The organism is Lysinibacillus sp. FSL K6-0102, assembly GCF_038003545.1.
Taxonomy (GTDB): domain Bacteria; phylum Bacillota; class Bacilli; order Bacillales_A; family Planococcaceae; genus Lysinibacillus; species Lysinibacillus capsici.
On the sequence record NZ_JBBOPH010000001.1, the window covers coordinates 4384509 to 4399583 of the forward strand.

General features: G+C 35.1%; 15 protein-coding genes. 1 reads left to right on the plus strand and 14 read right to left on the minus strand.

The window, feature by feature from the left end; translation table 11 throughout:
- The 5 genes from NYE73_RS22270 to NYE73_RS22290 form a co-directional block, all read right to left on the minus strand.
- Complete coding sequence (locus NYE73_RS22270) at positions 1–900, minus strand: hypothetical protein (protein WP_048394215.1); 900 nt, start codon at positions 898–900, stop codon at positions 1–3.
- A 422-nt stretch (positions 901–1322) separates the two neighbouring features.
- Positions 1323–1952, minus strand: a complete 630-nt coding sequence (locus NYE73_RS22275) for a response regulator transcription factor (RefSeq protein WP_254660053.1) — start codon at positions 1950–1952, stop codon at positions 1323–1325.
- Positions 1918–4221: a sensor histidine kinase gene (locus NYE73_RS22280; protein WP_254660052.1), complete on the minus strand. Its 2304-nt coding sequence runs from the start codon at positions 4219–4221 to the stop codon at positions 1918–1920. The genes NYE73_RS22275 and NYE73_RS22280 overlap by 35 nt, the downstream gene beginning before the upstream one ends.
- Positions 4212–4370 carry a competence pheromone ComX gene (gene comX / locus NYE73_RS22285; RefSeq protein WP_054549612.1) on the minus strand — a complete coding sequence of 53 codons (159 nt, stop codon included), beginning with the start codon at positions 4368–4370 and terminating at the stop codon, positions 4212–4214. The genes NYE73_RS22280 and comX overlap by 10 nt, the downstream gene beginning before the upstream one ends.
- Positions 4371–4382: 12 nt before the next feature.
- On the minus strand, positions 4383–5285 hold the full coding sequence (locus NYE73_RS22290) for a polyprenyl synthetase family protein (protein WP_066038010.1): 903 nt from the start codon (positions 5283–5285) through the stop codon (positions 4383–4385).
- 340 nt (positions 5286–5625) lie between these two features.
- Here NYE73_RS22290 and NYE73_RS22295 point away from each other — a divergent pair, with 340 nt between their 5' ends.
- Positions 5626–6171, plus strand: a complete 546-nt coding sequence (locus tag NYE73_RS22295; RefSeq protein WP_048394207.1) for a hypothetical protein — start codon at positions 5626–5628, stop codon at positions 6169–6171.
- Positions 6172–6479: 308 nt separating this feature from the next.
- On the opposite strand, the gene NYE73_RS22300 is transcribed toward NYE73_RS22295, so the two are convergent.
- The 9 genes from NYE73_RS22300 to NYE73_RS22340 all read right to left on the minus strand — a co-directional run bounded on the left by NYE73_RS22300 (position 6480) and on the right by NYE73_RS22340 (position 15023).
- Positions 6480–6794 (minus strand): antibiotic biosynthesis monooxygenase family protein, encoded by a 315-nt coding sequence (locus NYE73_RS22300; RefSeq protein WP_054549614.1) that lies wholly within the window; start codon positions 6792–6794, stop codon positions 6480–6482.
- Between the two features lies 1 nt (position 6795).
- Positions 6796–7821, minus strand: coding sequence for a siderophore ABC transporter substrate-binding protein (locus NYE73_RS22305; RefSeq protein WP_048394203.1), 1026 nt, complete (start codon positions 7819–7821; stop codon positions 6796–6798).
- Positions 7822–7883: 62 nt separating this feature from the next.
- Complete coding sequence (locus tag NYE73_RS22310) at positions 7884–8645, minus strand: iron ABC transporter ATP-binding protein (RefSeq protein WP_048394201.1); 762 nt, start codon at positions 8643–8645, stop codon at positions 7884–7886.
- Entirely contained in the window at positions 8642–9595 is a 954-nt protein-coding gene (locus tag NYE73_RS22315; protein WP_004231949.1) for an iron chelate uptake ABC transporter family permease subunit, read from the minus strand. The genes NYE73_RS22310 and NYE73_RS22315 overlap by 4 nt, the downstream gene beginning before the upstream one ends.
- The gene (locus NYE73_RS22320) at positions 9588–10538 is read right to left on the minus strand and encodes an ABC transporter permease (protein WP_048394199.1); all 951 of its coding nucleotides are present in this window, start codon (positions 10536–10538) and stop codon (positions 9588–9590) included. Before NYE73_RS22320 ends, NYE73_RS22315 begins: the two co-directional genes overlap by 8 nt.
- A 284-nt stretch (positions 10539–10822) precedes the next feature.
- A complete protein-coding gene (locus NYE73_RS22325) occupies positions 10823–11875 on the minus strand; it encodes a YkvI family membrane protein (RefSeq protein ID WP_259950564.1) in 1053 nt (350 codons plus the stop codon).
- A gap of 50 nt (positions 11876–11925) precedes the next feature.
- Positions 11926–13032: an o-succinylbenzoate synthase gene (gene menC, locus NYE73_RS22330; RefSeq protein WP_259950563.1), complete on the minus strand. Its 1107-nt coding sequence runs from the start codon at positions 13030–13032 to the stop codon at positions 11926–11928.
- 21 nt (positions 13033–13053) lie between these two features.
- Positions 13054–13878 (minus strand): GNAT family N-acetyltransferase, encoded by an 825-nt coding sequence (locus NYE73_RS22335; protein WP_048394192.1) that lies wholly within the window; start codon positions 13876–13878, stop codon positions 13054–13056.
- Positions 13878–15023 (minus strand): M20 peptidase aminoacylase family protein, encoded by a 1146-nt coding sequence (locus tag NYE73_RS22340; RefSeq protein ID WP_259950561.1) that lies wholly within the window; start codon positions 15021–15023, stop codon positions 13878–13880. The genes NYE73_RS22335 and NYE73_RS22340 overlap by 1 nt, the downstream gene beginning before the upstream one ends.
- Between the last annotated feature and the right edge of the window lie 52 nt (positions 15024–15075).

The window sequence follows — 15075 nt, forward strand, 5'->3', positions numbered from 1 at the left end:
CTACTTAATTAGCACTGGATCAAAAAGCCAATCTTTTGGACCAAAGTTTGCATCCTTTTCTCCTCTAACCTCACGTGAAATACCATATTTTATAATAGTTTCTCTAAATCTTTTACTAAACAAAGTCTTTCTATATAGATATCTTCCATCATGACTACACTCGGCTGAGTAGAAAACATCCCCTTTTAAGTTTTCCAAATCTTCATGATGATAAATATCAGGACCATTAATGACACCATTTAAACCACAACTGCACGGAGGTTGCTCAGTTGCAAAGTATAATTTAACCCTGTCCTTACTACACTCAGGGAGCATTTGTATAGGAATAATTTGATAAGCTGGCTGTTTGCCTTCTTCCGGACCTTGATGGATCACCTCTAAAAGCTCATAGCCTTCTAGTTTTTCTCTTTTCATTAATGATACTAGTTCCTCAGAAGCTACCCAATAACCATTTACATGCACTAAATGACGATCTTTCATCTGCGTAGTATCGATAACTATTGGTGATAACTGCTCTTTATCCATGAGCCCACAACACTTACAATGTGTACTCAAAGAAAATAGTGTCCCCTTATCTTCTAAGAACATTTCTGGTGAATTACCTGTTGAATTTAAAGTAAATAATGGTGCTCGTTCATACTCTAAATCTGAAAATTCAAAATAAAAACGTTCTCCAATTGAAACGATTCCAAATTCACGCTCTAATGACTCATATAAAGCTGTTACCTGCTCGTATGTTACATCTTCATTTAATGTAAAAATAGGATTAAATTTAGTTTTTAAGTTTCTTTTTCTCAATTCAGGCGCACCAATAGCAATACCATGACGATTATAAACGTTAATAACTTGATCTTGACTAGTTTCATCTATGGAAAACAAATTTTCAAGTTCTACTTTCACAATACACGCCTACCTTTATAAAGTTTTATGGTGAAGTATATTGACTAGCTAGTAACATTCTACAATCTACTAACGCTACTTTATTCATAGATAGTCAGGCTGCTTATTTAATAAAATGATTTATATATTACTCACTAAAGCAAATCTACTTAACCACTGTTAATTTAAGCGTACCAGTAGTTATACCGTTATTTCAACTTCGGGTTTACGCCAATTTTCTGGCGTGATTCAGACAAGTTTTTGGCGTGATTTGGCGGTTACAAAAAAACACCGCCACTTTTTTGGCGGTGTCTATCATATTTTATAGGTAATTTAGTACAGGGATATGGTTTTATTTTACTAAGGAAATATATAGGATATTTAATTCCCATAATGCCCCCTATTAATTGAAAAATATACCAACAGTATAACATAGAAATAGTTTAGAGTAAATTCATTCTCTCTGCAAGATTTACAGCTTCTGTTCGTGAATCTACATTTAACAAAGAAAAGAGTTGAGTTAAATATCTTTCCGTTGTACGTTGAGGAATATTTAATTCAATAGCGATAGCTTTATTTGTATGGCCCTCTGCAATGAGTCTTAGAATTTTCTTTTCCTTTTCATTTAAGTGAATATCTTTAGCACCTTGCAGTTTAAATTTATCATCCAGAAAATCTAAGAAATTTTTAGGTAAAACAATTTCACCGTTTGCAATTGCCCTTACTGTTCTTAATATTTGCTCTTTCGAAGCTGTTTTAGCTAAAATACCTTCTATTTTTCTTTCTAAAATGAGTGGATAATAATCCGTAATATCATCACCTGTGTAAAGAATAACTGAAGCATTTGACTGAATAGCCTTGATATTACGGGCTAGGTTAATTCCATTTTCTAATGGCATATTGATATCTATTAGATAGATATCGTACGGTTTATTCTTTATCCTTTGAATGACACAAGTTGCATCACTTTCCGTATCGATGATAATATCTTCATTCTCTTGAAATAAATTTTTAGTTCCCTCTAACACTATAGGGTGATCATCCACTATGAGCATCGTAATCAAGTGTTTCACTCCCTTCTTTCACCATGATTCTAATAAACATCCCTTCATTGATATTCGAGTCAATAGTAAATTGTCCGTTAAACGCTTTTACACGCTCCTGCATACCTTGAATGCCCATTGATTCGGCTACTATAATGTCCTCTACATTACAGCCTACACCATCATCTTTATAAATAATTTCGAAACCATCGTTCATTTCTTTTAAATGAATTTCAACTGATGCTGCATAAGAATGCTTCAACGCATTATTAAGTAACTCTTGGAATAAACGATAAATCATTAAATTCATACGCTCATCCTCTAAATAAAGGCGGTCAATGGTGTAAATAAGCACGAAGTTAGCTCTTTCTTGAACTTTCCGAATCAATTTTTCCAAAGCTGCATTTAAACCTAATGTATCTAATAACGGTGGTTTTAGGTTTTCACAATAAGTACGTAATTCATGTAAGGATGCAACCATTTGTTTATGAATTTTCGCAAGCTTTTCTTGAATATCCGTTGTATTTTTTGCATTTACTAGGACATCCACCTCGCGGGCTATATGAAGTTGCTCCTGTAAATTGGTGTCATGTAACTCTTGAGCTAACTGGTATTTTTCTTCTTCAAATCTTAGCCATAATAGCTTATTCAGCCATGGTAACTGACCATCATCAGCTTGCTTCATATGCTTTAGTTCCTCTAGCAGTTCTTCCACCATCTTGGTATTTTCAATAAAATTATTTACATATAATAAGAGCAGTTCAAGCCATAAAAGCTCCTCATCTTTTAAATGAATCGTATTATTATGCCCTAGCACTAAAGCTCTTTTAAAATGTGCATCCTGATGGAGGAATGCTATATAAACTTTGTCAATTTTGCGTATTTCACCTAATCTGATATCTTCCATTATGTCAGGATCTATCGTAATACTTTCACCAGCTATTGGTATGAATTCATTTTTGTCATAGTTATATGTTAAGACAAAAACATCCTCTAACTCCAGATGCATGGAAACCTCATAAGCAAACTTTTCTAAAAGTTCGTCAATTTTAATTGTTTTCCCAATTTTATCTACGGCTGTATATAGCTGATGAATATAGTCACCCTTTGTGGAAAATAATATTTTCCGCTTGCGATAATCGACCTTCTCTTTTACGTAAAAAAGTATGACTAATGAAGAAAATGTAAAGAAAGATACCCCTGACATAACCGTCATGGTTAAATAACGCCCTGCAATAAAATATAGTCCCACTGTAAACCATACAGTAAAGATTAAAGAGAATATAACATAATAACGTAATCTTGTAATATGGTACTCAATATCAAATAATCTCTCTGCTAATTGCGTAAAAATAAAGCTAAAGGGTATAAGCAATAAAAATAATGAGCTTATCTCAGATGAAAGTATATACGTATGAAAAAAAATTTTAGGGAGTGCATATAAAAAAAGAAATGGTAGAAACGGAATTAATATACTATTTAATAAAATCTTCAACTGAGGTGAGCTGTACTTAAAATAGCTTATTAATAAAATACTAAGGATGATCACTAGGAGAATAAAGAAAATAGCCAATATAACATTGGAAAGAATATCATTTGAAGCAGGATAAATAGTACCCATACATCCTAATACAAAAGCTATGAAAGGAAGTATATAAAAGAGCTTGATATTATTTGTAAACACCCAATTTGTTTTCACAAATGAATAATAATTTCTCAAAAAATGTAACAGTATAACTAAACATAACAGCATACTACTTCGATTTACGATAATGCCAATCGTATCCATTCTACCAGAGACACCACTACTTACATAGGCCAAAGAAACCGTTAACATAAAAAGAATTAGTAAGTCAGCTAATTTTGTATTCCTTTGTTTGAAATGTAAATAAAACGCTATAAATAATGTTAATAAATAATAACAAGCTGGAATGATTAATACATAGATAAATTGTTGAGGGATATCCAAATGCTTAATATGTATATTGATTAGATCTCCATCGGGCTTCAGTATTGTTATTTCATTAGCAGATAAAATTTTAGATTTATATCTCAGTTGATTTAATTCATTGATGGGTTCATGATCTACAGTTAAAATTGCATCACCAACAGAAATATTTTGACCCTCTGCCCAGTCTTTATAATAAAGTTGAGAAATGACCCATTTGTCATTCTCTTCTTCTACACCAATCTGTATATAAGGCTCGCTATAATTCACATAATTTAAATAAAAACCAATAATTAAATAGAAAATTATAGCGGGCCAAAACAACTTACTTCGCAACTTTCTTAGTTCCAAATATCACTTTCTGTATTCATTTCACCGTTAAATGCTTCTAAAATTGCTGTTTGCTCTACAGATGAAACTCCAACTAATGAGGCTTTTTGATCTTTTAATAGTGCAACTAGGCTTGGATTTTGCTCTAAATATTGGATTACATTAATCATTCTTATCTCTCCTCATTTCAATAGTTTTTGTAGGTATTCTCTACCTACCTGATTTATAGCTACATTTTCCAGGTAATTCAATGCTTTAAATTTATAGACGTTTTTTATGGTAATGGCATAACGTATCGCCCCACCATTTGTCAACGCGTCTTCTGTTGCATTATTATCCAAATCTGTAACTATATCATTATTATAATAGCTAGAAACAGATTTTGAAACATCATTTTTCTGTGATAATAGATAAATAATAGGAAGAGAATACCTTTTATTTAGCAGATCATTTTTAGGACCCCACGCCTTTAAGCTTTGAATATCATTTTTAATTTGTTGGATGATCCCTATGTATTTCCCATATTCCTCTACTTCTTGAGATATTTCTCCTTTTGCAAGTACTTCGCCAACCAAGCAACCCATCGCTGTTAATGAGCCGGATTTCAAGGTAATCATTTTTACATAGGAATCTTCATCGCGACAACTATTTAATAAGTCTAATTGCTGTCCATTTATACTTTTTAATGCGTATTCATCAACTAGCTTTATAGCCGCTCTTTTATGTTCAAAAGAGGTTTCATCTATTGTTTTAGATGCCATGACCAGCATAGCTAAAGCAACATTTAATGATAATTCAGGTGTTTTGTTCCAACTATAGTCTGAATCTTTATCCTGCAGATCATCAATAATATCAAAAGACAGTATTAAAAGTTCAATTGCAGCAGCTACCTTGTAGATATCTGGATTTATACTACTTGAAAATGCTTCATAATGCCAAAAACACATTTTACCAAAGGAAAAACCTACTGTTGTTTTTTCTTCTTTAAAGCTTTTTAGCATTAATTTTAGCTCTGGTCCAAGTAATAGCTCATTTTCTATAAGGATGTCTAATGATTCATTGATGCGCACATCTAAATCCTTCAATAGTCCTCTCTCCTATCTAGTGTATTACTAGATATTATATAGATTAGTGGGAATTAATACTAGTCACGCAATTATATAATACATTAAATACCATTAATTCCTTTATAAAGAGAGAGACCGCCAAAAAATGGCGTTATTCATACAAACCACGCCAGATTTTTGCTAATTATTACTAAAAAAATGGCGGTAGAGAACCAAGTACCGCCATTAAAGTGGCGTAAACTTACCATTGAAATGGCGCTCTAACAGATGTTACGCTTAGATTAGCAATAAAATATATTTATAAAGTCAGGATAGATTGATGAACATGAAATCTTTTTGTACTGGGAGTGACTTAAAATTGAATGAAAATGTTTTCATACTTACGGCTACTTTTTCATGTAATATCTCTGTCTCAGCTGAAGAAATTACAATTAAACAGCCTAGCAATGATCAACGACGAATTGAACAAATTATTATTCAATCTGAAGTAAAAGCATATCAAGATACACTGGCTGCATATAAAAATATTTCACCCTATTCAAAATATATTAGTGATATTCCTGGATTTGAGGATACATTTCAACAAAAACGAGATTATTATATTGAGCAATATGGCATTATTAGAATATCAAACGAAAGTATTTCTACTATGTCATTAGTCAATCCTTTCACTTTTGGATTAAATATAGATTCCCCTATAGTATATGTAACGCCACATGACACAATTATTAATGCAAGAGGGCTAGCAATGGCGGCTAATGCATCTAATAATAACAATCATTCTGATAGTTTGGATGAGCTCTGTAATACCAGCATCTCAGGCTTGTCCATTAATGAGAACACCATATCCTTTAATATGGATTCGACATTTAGTAAATGGAGAAAACCATCTATTACACATTAACCTATACACCTAGCTAAGCAGGTCACACTGATTGTGACCTGCTTTTTGAGTAATAAAACGACTTCTTTACATAGTGTTGATAAACAAAGCGATCAATAGCATTTTTATAAAAGATGAAAATGCATTTCCGTTGCAGGCTACTTGCTTTCCTGTAGGAGAGCACCGAATCGCTTCCTCCGCTACTGCTCCGTATAAAGTTTTGCCTGTCTTGCTATTCTATGGTAGTCCAGTAGCCCACCACTATAAGTGACATTCTTTTTTCAACAACAAGAAAAGGTGTCTCAATCTCTTGAGACACCTTTAGATGATTAACCTTTTACATAATAAACTTCTTGTCCGCTTTCAATGATATGATCAGGCTTCGGTTTACCTGCACTTGCCTTATGGCCTGCAATATGCTCAGGACTCTTCTCCCAATTTTTCCATGCTTCTTCTGATTCCCAACGAACCATCACTAGCACTTCTTCATCACCGCGGCGAACTTTCTTTACAAGTACCTGCTTATCAATAAAGCCAGGTTGTTGTTCAAGTAATGAGGGACCGTTTGGCTTAGCACCAAAACGTTCCACAACCTTATCCGAATTCCCTTCCGTCACAACAATACGTTTAATTTGTACAAACATATTAGTTGAACGCCTTTAATACATCTTCAGCTTTTTGTGTTTCTGATTGTAAACCGCCACCTGAAAGGTACCAAATTTCTGGATCTAAGTAGAATACTTTACCGTTTTTCACAGCGTTTGTTGCACTTACAATTTCGTTTTCAATTGCAGCTTTAGTACCTGATTCACCGTTTTCATTTACAACAGCGTCACGGTCAATAACGAATAAGATATCTGGGTTTTTCTCACGCACAAATTCAAAGCTTGCATTATCACCATGTGATTCGATTTTGAAGCCACTAGCTTCAGCTACAGCTTTTACACCATATACATCATGAATCACACCGAAACGTGAACCAGGACCGAATACTGATAATGAACCTTCACTACCTAAAACGATTAACGCTTTTTCTTCTGTTGCAGTAGCCTTAGCTTTTACTTCTTCTACTTTTGCTTCATATGCAGCAATTGCATCTGCCGCTTCTTTTTCTTTACCAAAGATTTTACCAGCTAATTCTGTATTAGCTTTGAATGACTCTAAGAAGTTAGTATTATCTACACCAATGTATACTGTAGGAGCAATTTTAGATAATTCAGCATAAGCTGCTGAAGCACGACCAGAGATGAAAATAATATCTGGGTTAATTTCAGATAATTTTTCATAATCAGGCTCGAATAATGTACCTGCGTTTACATAAGTACTATCTTTAAACTTGCTTAAATATGCTGGTAATGAGTCTTGTACCACTGCTGTAGGATTAACGCCTAAAGCATCTAATGTATCTAAGAAACCATTATCAAAAACGACAACTTTTTCTGGCATTTTATCAAGTGTTACTTCTTCAAATGTTGTACTACCGTCACGACCTTCAACTGTGCTACCTGGAATTGTTAGTGGATATACTGATGATTCTCCATTTTGTTCCTCAGCTGGTTTGTCAGTTGAAGTACCTTTATCATCTTCTTTTGCTTCATCTTTCGAACCGCAAGCAGCTAATACTAATAGCATCATTGCCATTAATACCGTAAGTAATTTCCATTTTTTCATTGTGAAATTTCTCCTTTAATTAAATGATTTGATAGTTAGATGTTCATCATCTGGAACTATTTTTACGAATTAAAATAAACACAAATTCGACAGCCATCCTGCTCTTGAACAGGAATATCCATATCATAAATTTCCTTCAATGCATGTGAGTTAATAATGTCATTTGTAGGACCATTTTTAACAACACGGCCATCTTTTAATGCAACAATATGGTCAGAGTAAACAGAAGCAAAATTAATATCGTGTAAAACGATAACCACTGTTTTGCCTAACTCATCAACCAACTTACGTAAAATCTTCATAATCTGGACAGAATGCTTCATATCTAAATTATTTAATGGTTCGTCCAGTAAGATATATTCAGTATCTTGGGCAATAACCATTGCGATAAATGCACGCTGACGTTGACCACCTGAAAGCTCATCTAAATAATTATGTTGCATATCTTCTAAATTCATATAGCGAATAGCTTCATCCACTTTTTCTTCGTCTTCAGGTTTTAAGTGTCCTTTTGAGTAAGGGAAACGGCCAAAAGATACAAGCTCACGAATCGTTAGACGAACATTCATAAAGTTTGATTGCTTTAAAATCGATACACGTTTAGCGAAATCATCTGATTTCCAGCTACGTACATCTGCCTTATCGAGTAGTACTTCGCCAGTATCTGCATTCAGTAAACGACTCACCATAGAAAGTAGCGTGGACTTCCCTGCACCATTCGGTCCAATAAACGATGTGATTTTTCCTGAAACAATATCAACACTTACATCTTGAACGACAGGTTTTTTACCAAAAAACTTTGTAATTTCTTTGACTTGTATCATCCTGCTGACCTACTTTCTCTTAATAATAAGTAGATGAAGTAAACCCCACCCACAAAATTAATAATGACACTAAGTGTAGTAGTGAAACTAAATAAACGTTCAACCATCCACTGTCCACCGACTAAAGCTACAACACTCATTACACAGGAGCCAGTAATTAAGATGGAATGCTTGTATGTTCTGAAATACTGATATGATAAATTTGCAACGATTAAACCAAAGAACGTGATCGGACCAACAAGCGCTGTTGAAACAGCAATCAAAATTGAAGCTAAAATTAACATACGTTGTACCAGCTTATCGTAAGGTACACCTAAATTTATAGCTGTGTCTCGTCCTAGAGACATGACGTCCAATTGATTCATATGACGAGCACCGTAGATAAATGTTATTAAAATGATAACGCCTGCTAGCCAAACTAAATCTGAATTAACATTATTGAAACTTGCAAACATTTTACTTTGTAAGCCTAAAAACTCATTCGGATCTATTAATACTTGGAAGAACGTTGTAATACTTCCTAAGAACGTACCAACAATCATCCCAACAAGCAGTAAAAAATAAATCGGTCGCTTTCCTTCTTTAAACAATACTCGGTAAAAAATTAAAGCGAATAGAATCATCGCCCCAATTGCAAGCGTAAAATTATAGTAGATATTAATAACTAATATGGATGTAGAGCCAAAGAAGAAGTAGATGCATGTTTGAATTAACATATACAAAGCATCTAAACCCATGACACTTGGGGTTAAAATCCGATTATGTGTAATTGTTTGGAAAACTACTGTTGAATAGGCAATCGCTATACCCGTTAATGCCATTGCCACAACCTTTATGACACGGCGTGGAAAAGCATAGTGATAATTACCATTGAGTTCCCAAAATAAATATAGGACAACTGCTATAACAGCGAGACCTAGTAAAATGAACATTTTTGTACGATTACGCATATGCTCTCCCCCTAAACAACATGAATAGGAAGATGGCACTTCCAATTACACCAACAGTCATACTTATTGGTATTTCATAAGGGAAAATCAGTACTCGTCCTAAAATATCACAGAATAACAAGAATGACATACCAAGTAATGCTGTGTGCGGCAAGGTTTTTGCCAGATTATCACCTTTAAACAGGGAAATAATGTTCGGAATAATCAAACCAAGAAATGGAATGATACCGACTGTTAACACCACTGTCGTGGAGATAAGAGCTACCAACACCAAGCCTAAATTGACTACAAATTTATAGGATAGACCAAGATTTTTTGCAAAATCCTCTCCCATCCCAGCTACTGTAAAACGATTTGCGTAAATGTAAGCTAAAATGAGTATTGGTACACTTACGTATAACAGTTCGTAACGGCCTTTCATGATTAATGAGAAATCTCCTTGTAACCATGCAGAAATGTTTTGGATAATATTCGCCTTATATGCAAAGAATGTTGTAACAGAGGACAAAATATTCCCAAACATTAAGCCAATAAGCGGTATAAAAATCGCATCTTTAAACTTAATTCGGTTTAATATTTGCATAAATAGTAATGTGCCGGCTAAAGCAAATATGAAAGCGAAGGAAATTTTTTGGAAATACGTAACGTTCGTAAAGAACATCATGGAAATCAATACACCCAACCGTGTGGCATCTAATGTACCAGCTGTTGTTGGTGAAACGAATTTATTCCTACTTAAGCTTTGCATAATTAAACCAGCAATACTCATACCTGCACCCGCTAGCAAGATTGCAACAAGTCTAGGTACACGACTAATTAAAAATAGTCTAGCTTCTTCTGATTGGAAGTCTAATAGGTCGCTAGGCTTAATATCTACTACTCCTATAAAGAGCGACACAATAGACAGCAAAACAGTTGCTGTTAAAAGATATCTTATTTTCATAGTAATCCCCGGTAGATTTCATTTTTGTGTGTAACTCACTTATTAGTGAAAATGATTATCATTACTCACGATTTCCATTATAAGCATGATTTTATTCTCAGTCAACCAGCAAATGAGAATTGTTCTCGTTTTATTAATGATTAACTAAAAAATATGCCAAATTAACGAAATATCAGCATTACCGTAAATTAATCAACAGAAATAATTCACTATTTCTACAATATTTTTATCCAAATAAAAAGGTAATTGAGAATAAAATCTATCCCTCAATTACCATTTCTATATTAGATAATTTTTTTAGTGCCTCTTAACCATGCAGAAATAATGAATATGATTAATACTAACCCAACATAGCCCATCACTGCATATAGTTTAGCTACTAGCGTTGTAAACCCTACAAGACTTGCTAGAAAACCGAGACCGCCTATAAATATAACTGCAACCCTAAAGCTTGCTCTACTAGGCTCGAAAAACCTTACCATAAAGGAATATAGCATCCCTACTGCCGTATTATAAATCATTCCCAAAAGAGAAATAGTCATTAATACTCCAACAATCGGATGAATTTCATTCGCTAACGCTAGCATCGGAATGTCTAATCCAACAATGATATTCATCTTTGCTAAAAGGGAGAAATTCACAAGTAAGATTAAAGCACCTAACAAAATCCCACCAATTATACCACCCATGCCAGCTACCTTATGATTGCGTATGGATCCACACATAACAGTCAGTAAAGAGAAGCTAACCCCTACATTGAACGACATGTACAATAAAGCCGTTACCCACCAACTTTTCTCACTTATTTGAGCCTGTTGAGCAATAACAGCTTGCTCTGCAAAGGTAAAATCCATCGTTGCAATAGCATAGATAGCGATGATGGAGACAACGGTTAGTAGATAGGGGGTTGCTAGTGCAATGATATTAATGATGCTTTTCACATCCATCATGACAGTGGCTACTGTAAGCAAGATCATACAAATACTCCCTAGCCAAATAGGCAGTCCAAACATTTGCTGAAATGTTGCACCAGCGCCAGCAAACATGATGACAGCTACACCAAATAAAAAGAGTGATAGCACTAAATCCAAGACAAAGCCCATAGTATTCCCTGAAATTTGATAAATCAAATCCTTATGGGACGATGTGCGAAGCTTAGAGCTCACTTGAGCAACACACATTCCAACAATTGAGAAACCAACCATAGCTAACAATGCTCCATATATTCCTTTAAAGCCATAGCTTGTAAAATAAAGGACAATTTCCTGCCCTGATGCAAATCCTGCTCCAACGATAATCCCCACATAGGCACCACCGATTTGCAAGCTTTTTTTCAATCAGTTCTCTCCTCGTTTTCCTTATACTAAATGATCGACTAAGTACTCCCTTATTGATAGATTTCTTTGCTAATTGTTAATTTATCAATCACAGCCATATTAGGCTTATAACCAATACCTACCGACTGGGGTACCTCAATATAACCATCTTTAACTTTTACTTCAGGATCAATGATATCCTCGTACCAATAATGACTAGAACCTGCTGTATCGCCAGGTAAAATAAATTGACTAAGAGACGTTAAGGCAACATTATGTGCTCGTCCAATTCCAGCCTCTAACATACCACCACACCAAACTGGAATATGGTTTGCTTTACATAGGTCATGGATTCGTATTGCTTCCGTTAAACCACCTACTCGTCCAATCTTGATGTTTATGACACCACAGCTTCCAAGTTCAATTGCTCGTCTGGCATCCTCATATGATGTGATGCTTTCATCTAAGCAAATAGGCGTTTTTAACTTTTTCTGCAATGCTGCATGATCTACAATATCATCAGTAGCTAATGGTTGTTCGATCATTAATAAATTAAAATCATCAAGCTGCTGTAGTATTTCTATATCCTCTAATGTATAAGCAGAGTTTGCATCAACCATCAAGGGTAAATTTGGAAATTCCACACGAATTGCCTGTACTATCTCTACATCCTCTCCAGGCTTTATCTTGATCTTCACCCTTTTGTAGCCTTTTTCAATATGACCTTTTATTAATGCAATTAACTGAGCAATAGAGGGTTGAATACCCACACTGACTCCTACTTCAATACGTTGTTTTTGACCACCTAACGCCTGTGCAAGTGATTGCTTTGTTTGCTGAGCATAGATATCCCATACAGCACCCTCAATTGAAGCTTTCGCCATGCAGTTTCGCCGAATAGGTGCAAATAATGAGGTTACCTCATCTGGATGCCCAATCTTTTTATGTAACAAGATGGGTATCAAAAAATCTTGTAGCATATGCCATGTTGTCTTTAATGTTTCTTCCGTATACCATGGTGCTACAAAAGCAACAGTTTCTCCCCACCCCGTCGTCCCAGATTCATCTTTTGCTTCTATCAGTAACATTTCCTTTTCATCAACTGTGCCAAAACTCGTAGTAAATGGTGCTTTCATAGGCATTTTTAAATGCCTTAATGTAATCTTTTCTAATCTCACATTGTTCACTCCTTATCATTATTATAAAGCTAATAAGGAGCGTCTGACTAACAGATAGCTATGAACATATTCTGGATGTTTCTTCATGCGTACGATGGCATAATCTTGGTTAAATAATGTTGTTAAGATTGTGCGAATTTTATAACGCCAGTCCTCTGCAAGTTTTGGACTTTCCACTTTCATTTTCTGTAGAGATTGAGGGATCGGTAAAAGATAGGCATCTTTATAAAAGGATTGATTTAACTGAAATGTATTTTCTACATCTAGAACTGGTAATCCGTCTACTGTTAATGTCCAAGGTACAATTTCCTGTGCTACTTCTTCTAATTCATCAAGGCTATCTGCCATTTGATCACGCTCGATCCACCATTCAACGACAAGTCTATCTGAAGGTAGTCCTTCATTAAAGTCATCTCGAAGTGGACCATAATAATCATTTTCATATTGATAACTAGTGGCGTTCAGTTTTAGAAATGCTAGATTCGCTAAACGCGCCTCTAATGGGTCAATTAACCAGCGGACAAGTTGAAAACCATGCTCTTTTGCATATTCTTGTTGGGCATGCTTCAATAATTCACCCACACCTTGTTCACGATATGCTTTTTCTACACCAATCATGTGCGAATGTAAGTACATTTCTCTATTCCGATAGCCAACGAAGCAATAGTTAAAGCCAATTAGCTTTTCATCTAAATACGCTCCTAATACGATTCCCCCATTTTGTACAGCAGCTAGTAATTGATGGGAGGGGATTGCTTGACTGCCCCATATTTCAGCATTTAATTTTTGGATCTCTGCAATTTCTTTCGGTGTCGTTACTTTGTGAATTCGCACTTGCTCTAACATTACGCTGACGCCTCCTTTTTATGCCCTGACTCCAAAGCTAATAAAACTGCTCTTGTAAGTATCTCCACTCCCGTGACAAGTCTTGCTTGTTTAAATTTCATTTTCGGATGATGCAAGCCTGGTGTTAATCCACAACCCAAGCCCAGCATGGTTGTTTTTAAATGCGGCCGTTGTACAGCATAATGGTGAAAATCCTCTCCTCCAGGTGTATGAACAGGCTTTCTTAAATTTGATAATCCAGCAGCCTGTATAATTGCCTGCTCCATTAAATATTGAGCACTTGGATCAACTTCAGCAGCTACGATATTGGCCACCGTACGTAATTCAATTTGTACTTTATGCAACAATTTAGAGGAATCGATCACACGCTTTACGCCTTGTGCTAAATCGTCCATCACCTTGTTTTGCTGTGCACGAATATCAATCGTAAATGAGGCATTACCTGGGATAATATTGCCCGAATCTCCCCCAGCATGGAATTTCGTCATCTTTACAGATACAGGAACCATAGGATCTGTATGAATGGTTCGCAAATCTTCGATGATTGTTGCACCTACTTCAATGGCATTAATACCTAGGTGCGGTCTTGCAGCATGAGCATCCTCTCCGATAATTTCGCCTTCAAGTAAACGAGAGGCACCATGATATAAGGCTGCACAATAAGTGCCGTCCTCTAGCTCATGAACAGGTCTTACATGGACACCAAATAAATAATCTAAGTCATCAATAACACCTTCTTCTAATACAGATAACGCTCCAGTTCCTTTTTCTTCAGCAGGTTGGAAAATAACGCGGATTGTACCATTAATAGATTGCTGTAGTTCTTTTAAAAGTAATAGTGTACCAATGGCCATCGTCATATGACCGTCATGTCCACATGAATGATTCGCACGGAAATGACCATCTACTTCTTGCCATAAGGCATCTATGTCTGATCTTAGTCCTACTTTGGGGTTACCTTTGCCTACATCAACATATAATCCTGTGGAATTTTTAAATCGTTTAGGGGAAAAGCCTTCCTGCGTTAATAGCTCCACTATATAATTGGTGGTTTCTACTTCATGCCAGCTGATTTCTGGATTTGCATGTAAATACGTAAAAATCTCCATTAATCTTGGCCTCAAATAATCTAACTCTTCCTTCATAGATTCCAACCCCTTAAATTTTCATATTATTAAAATTATTATAACGAAAATG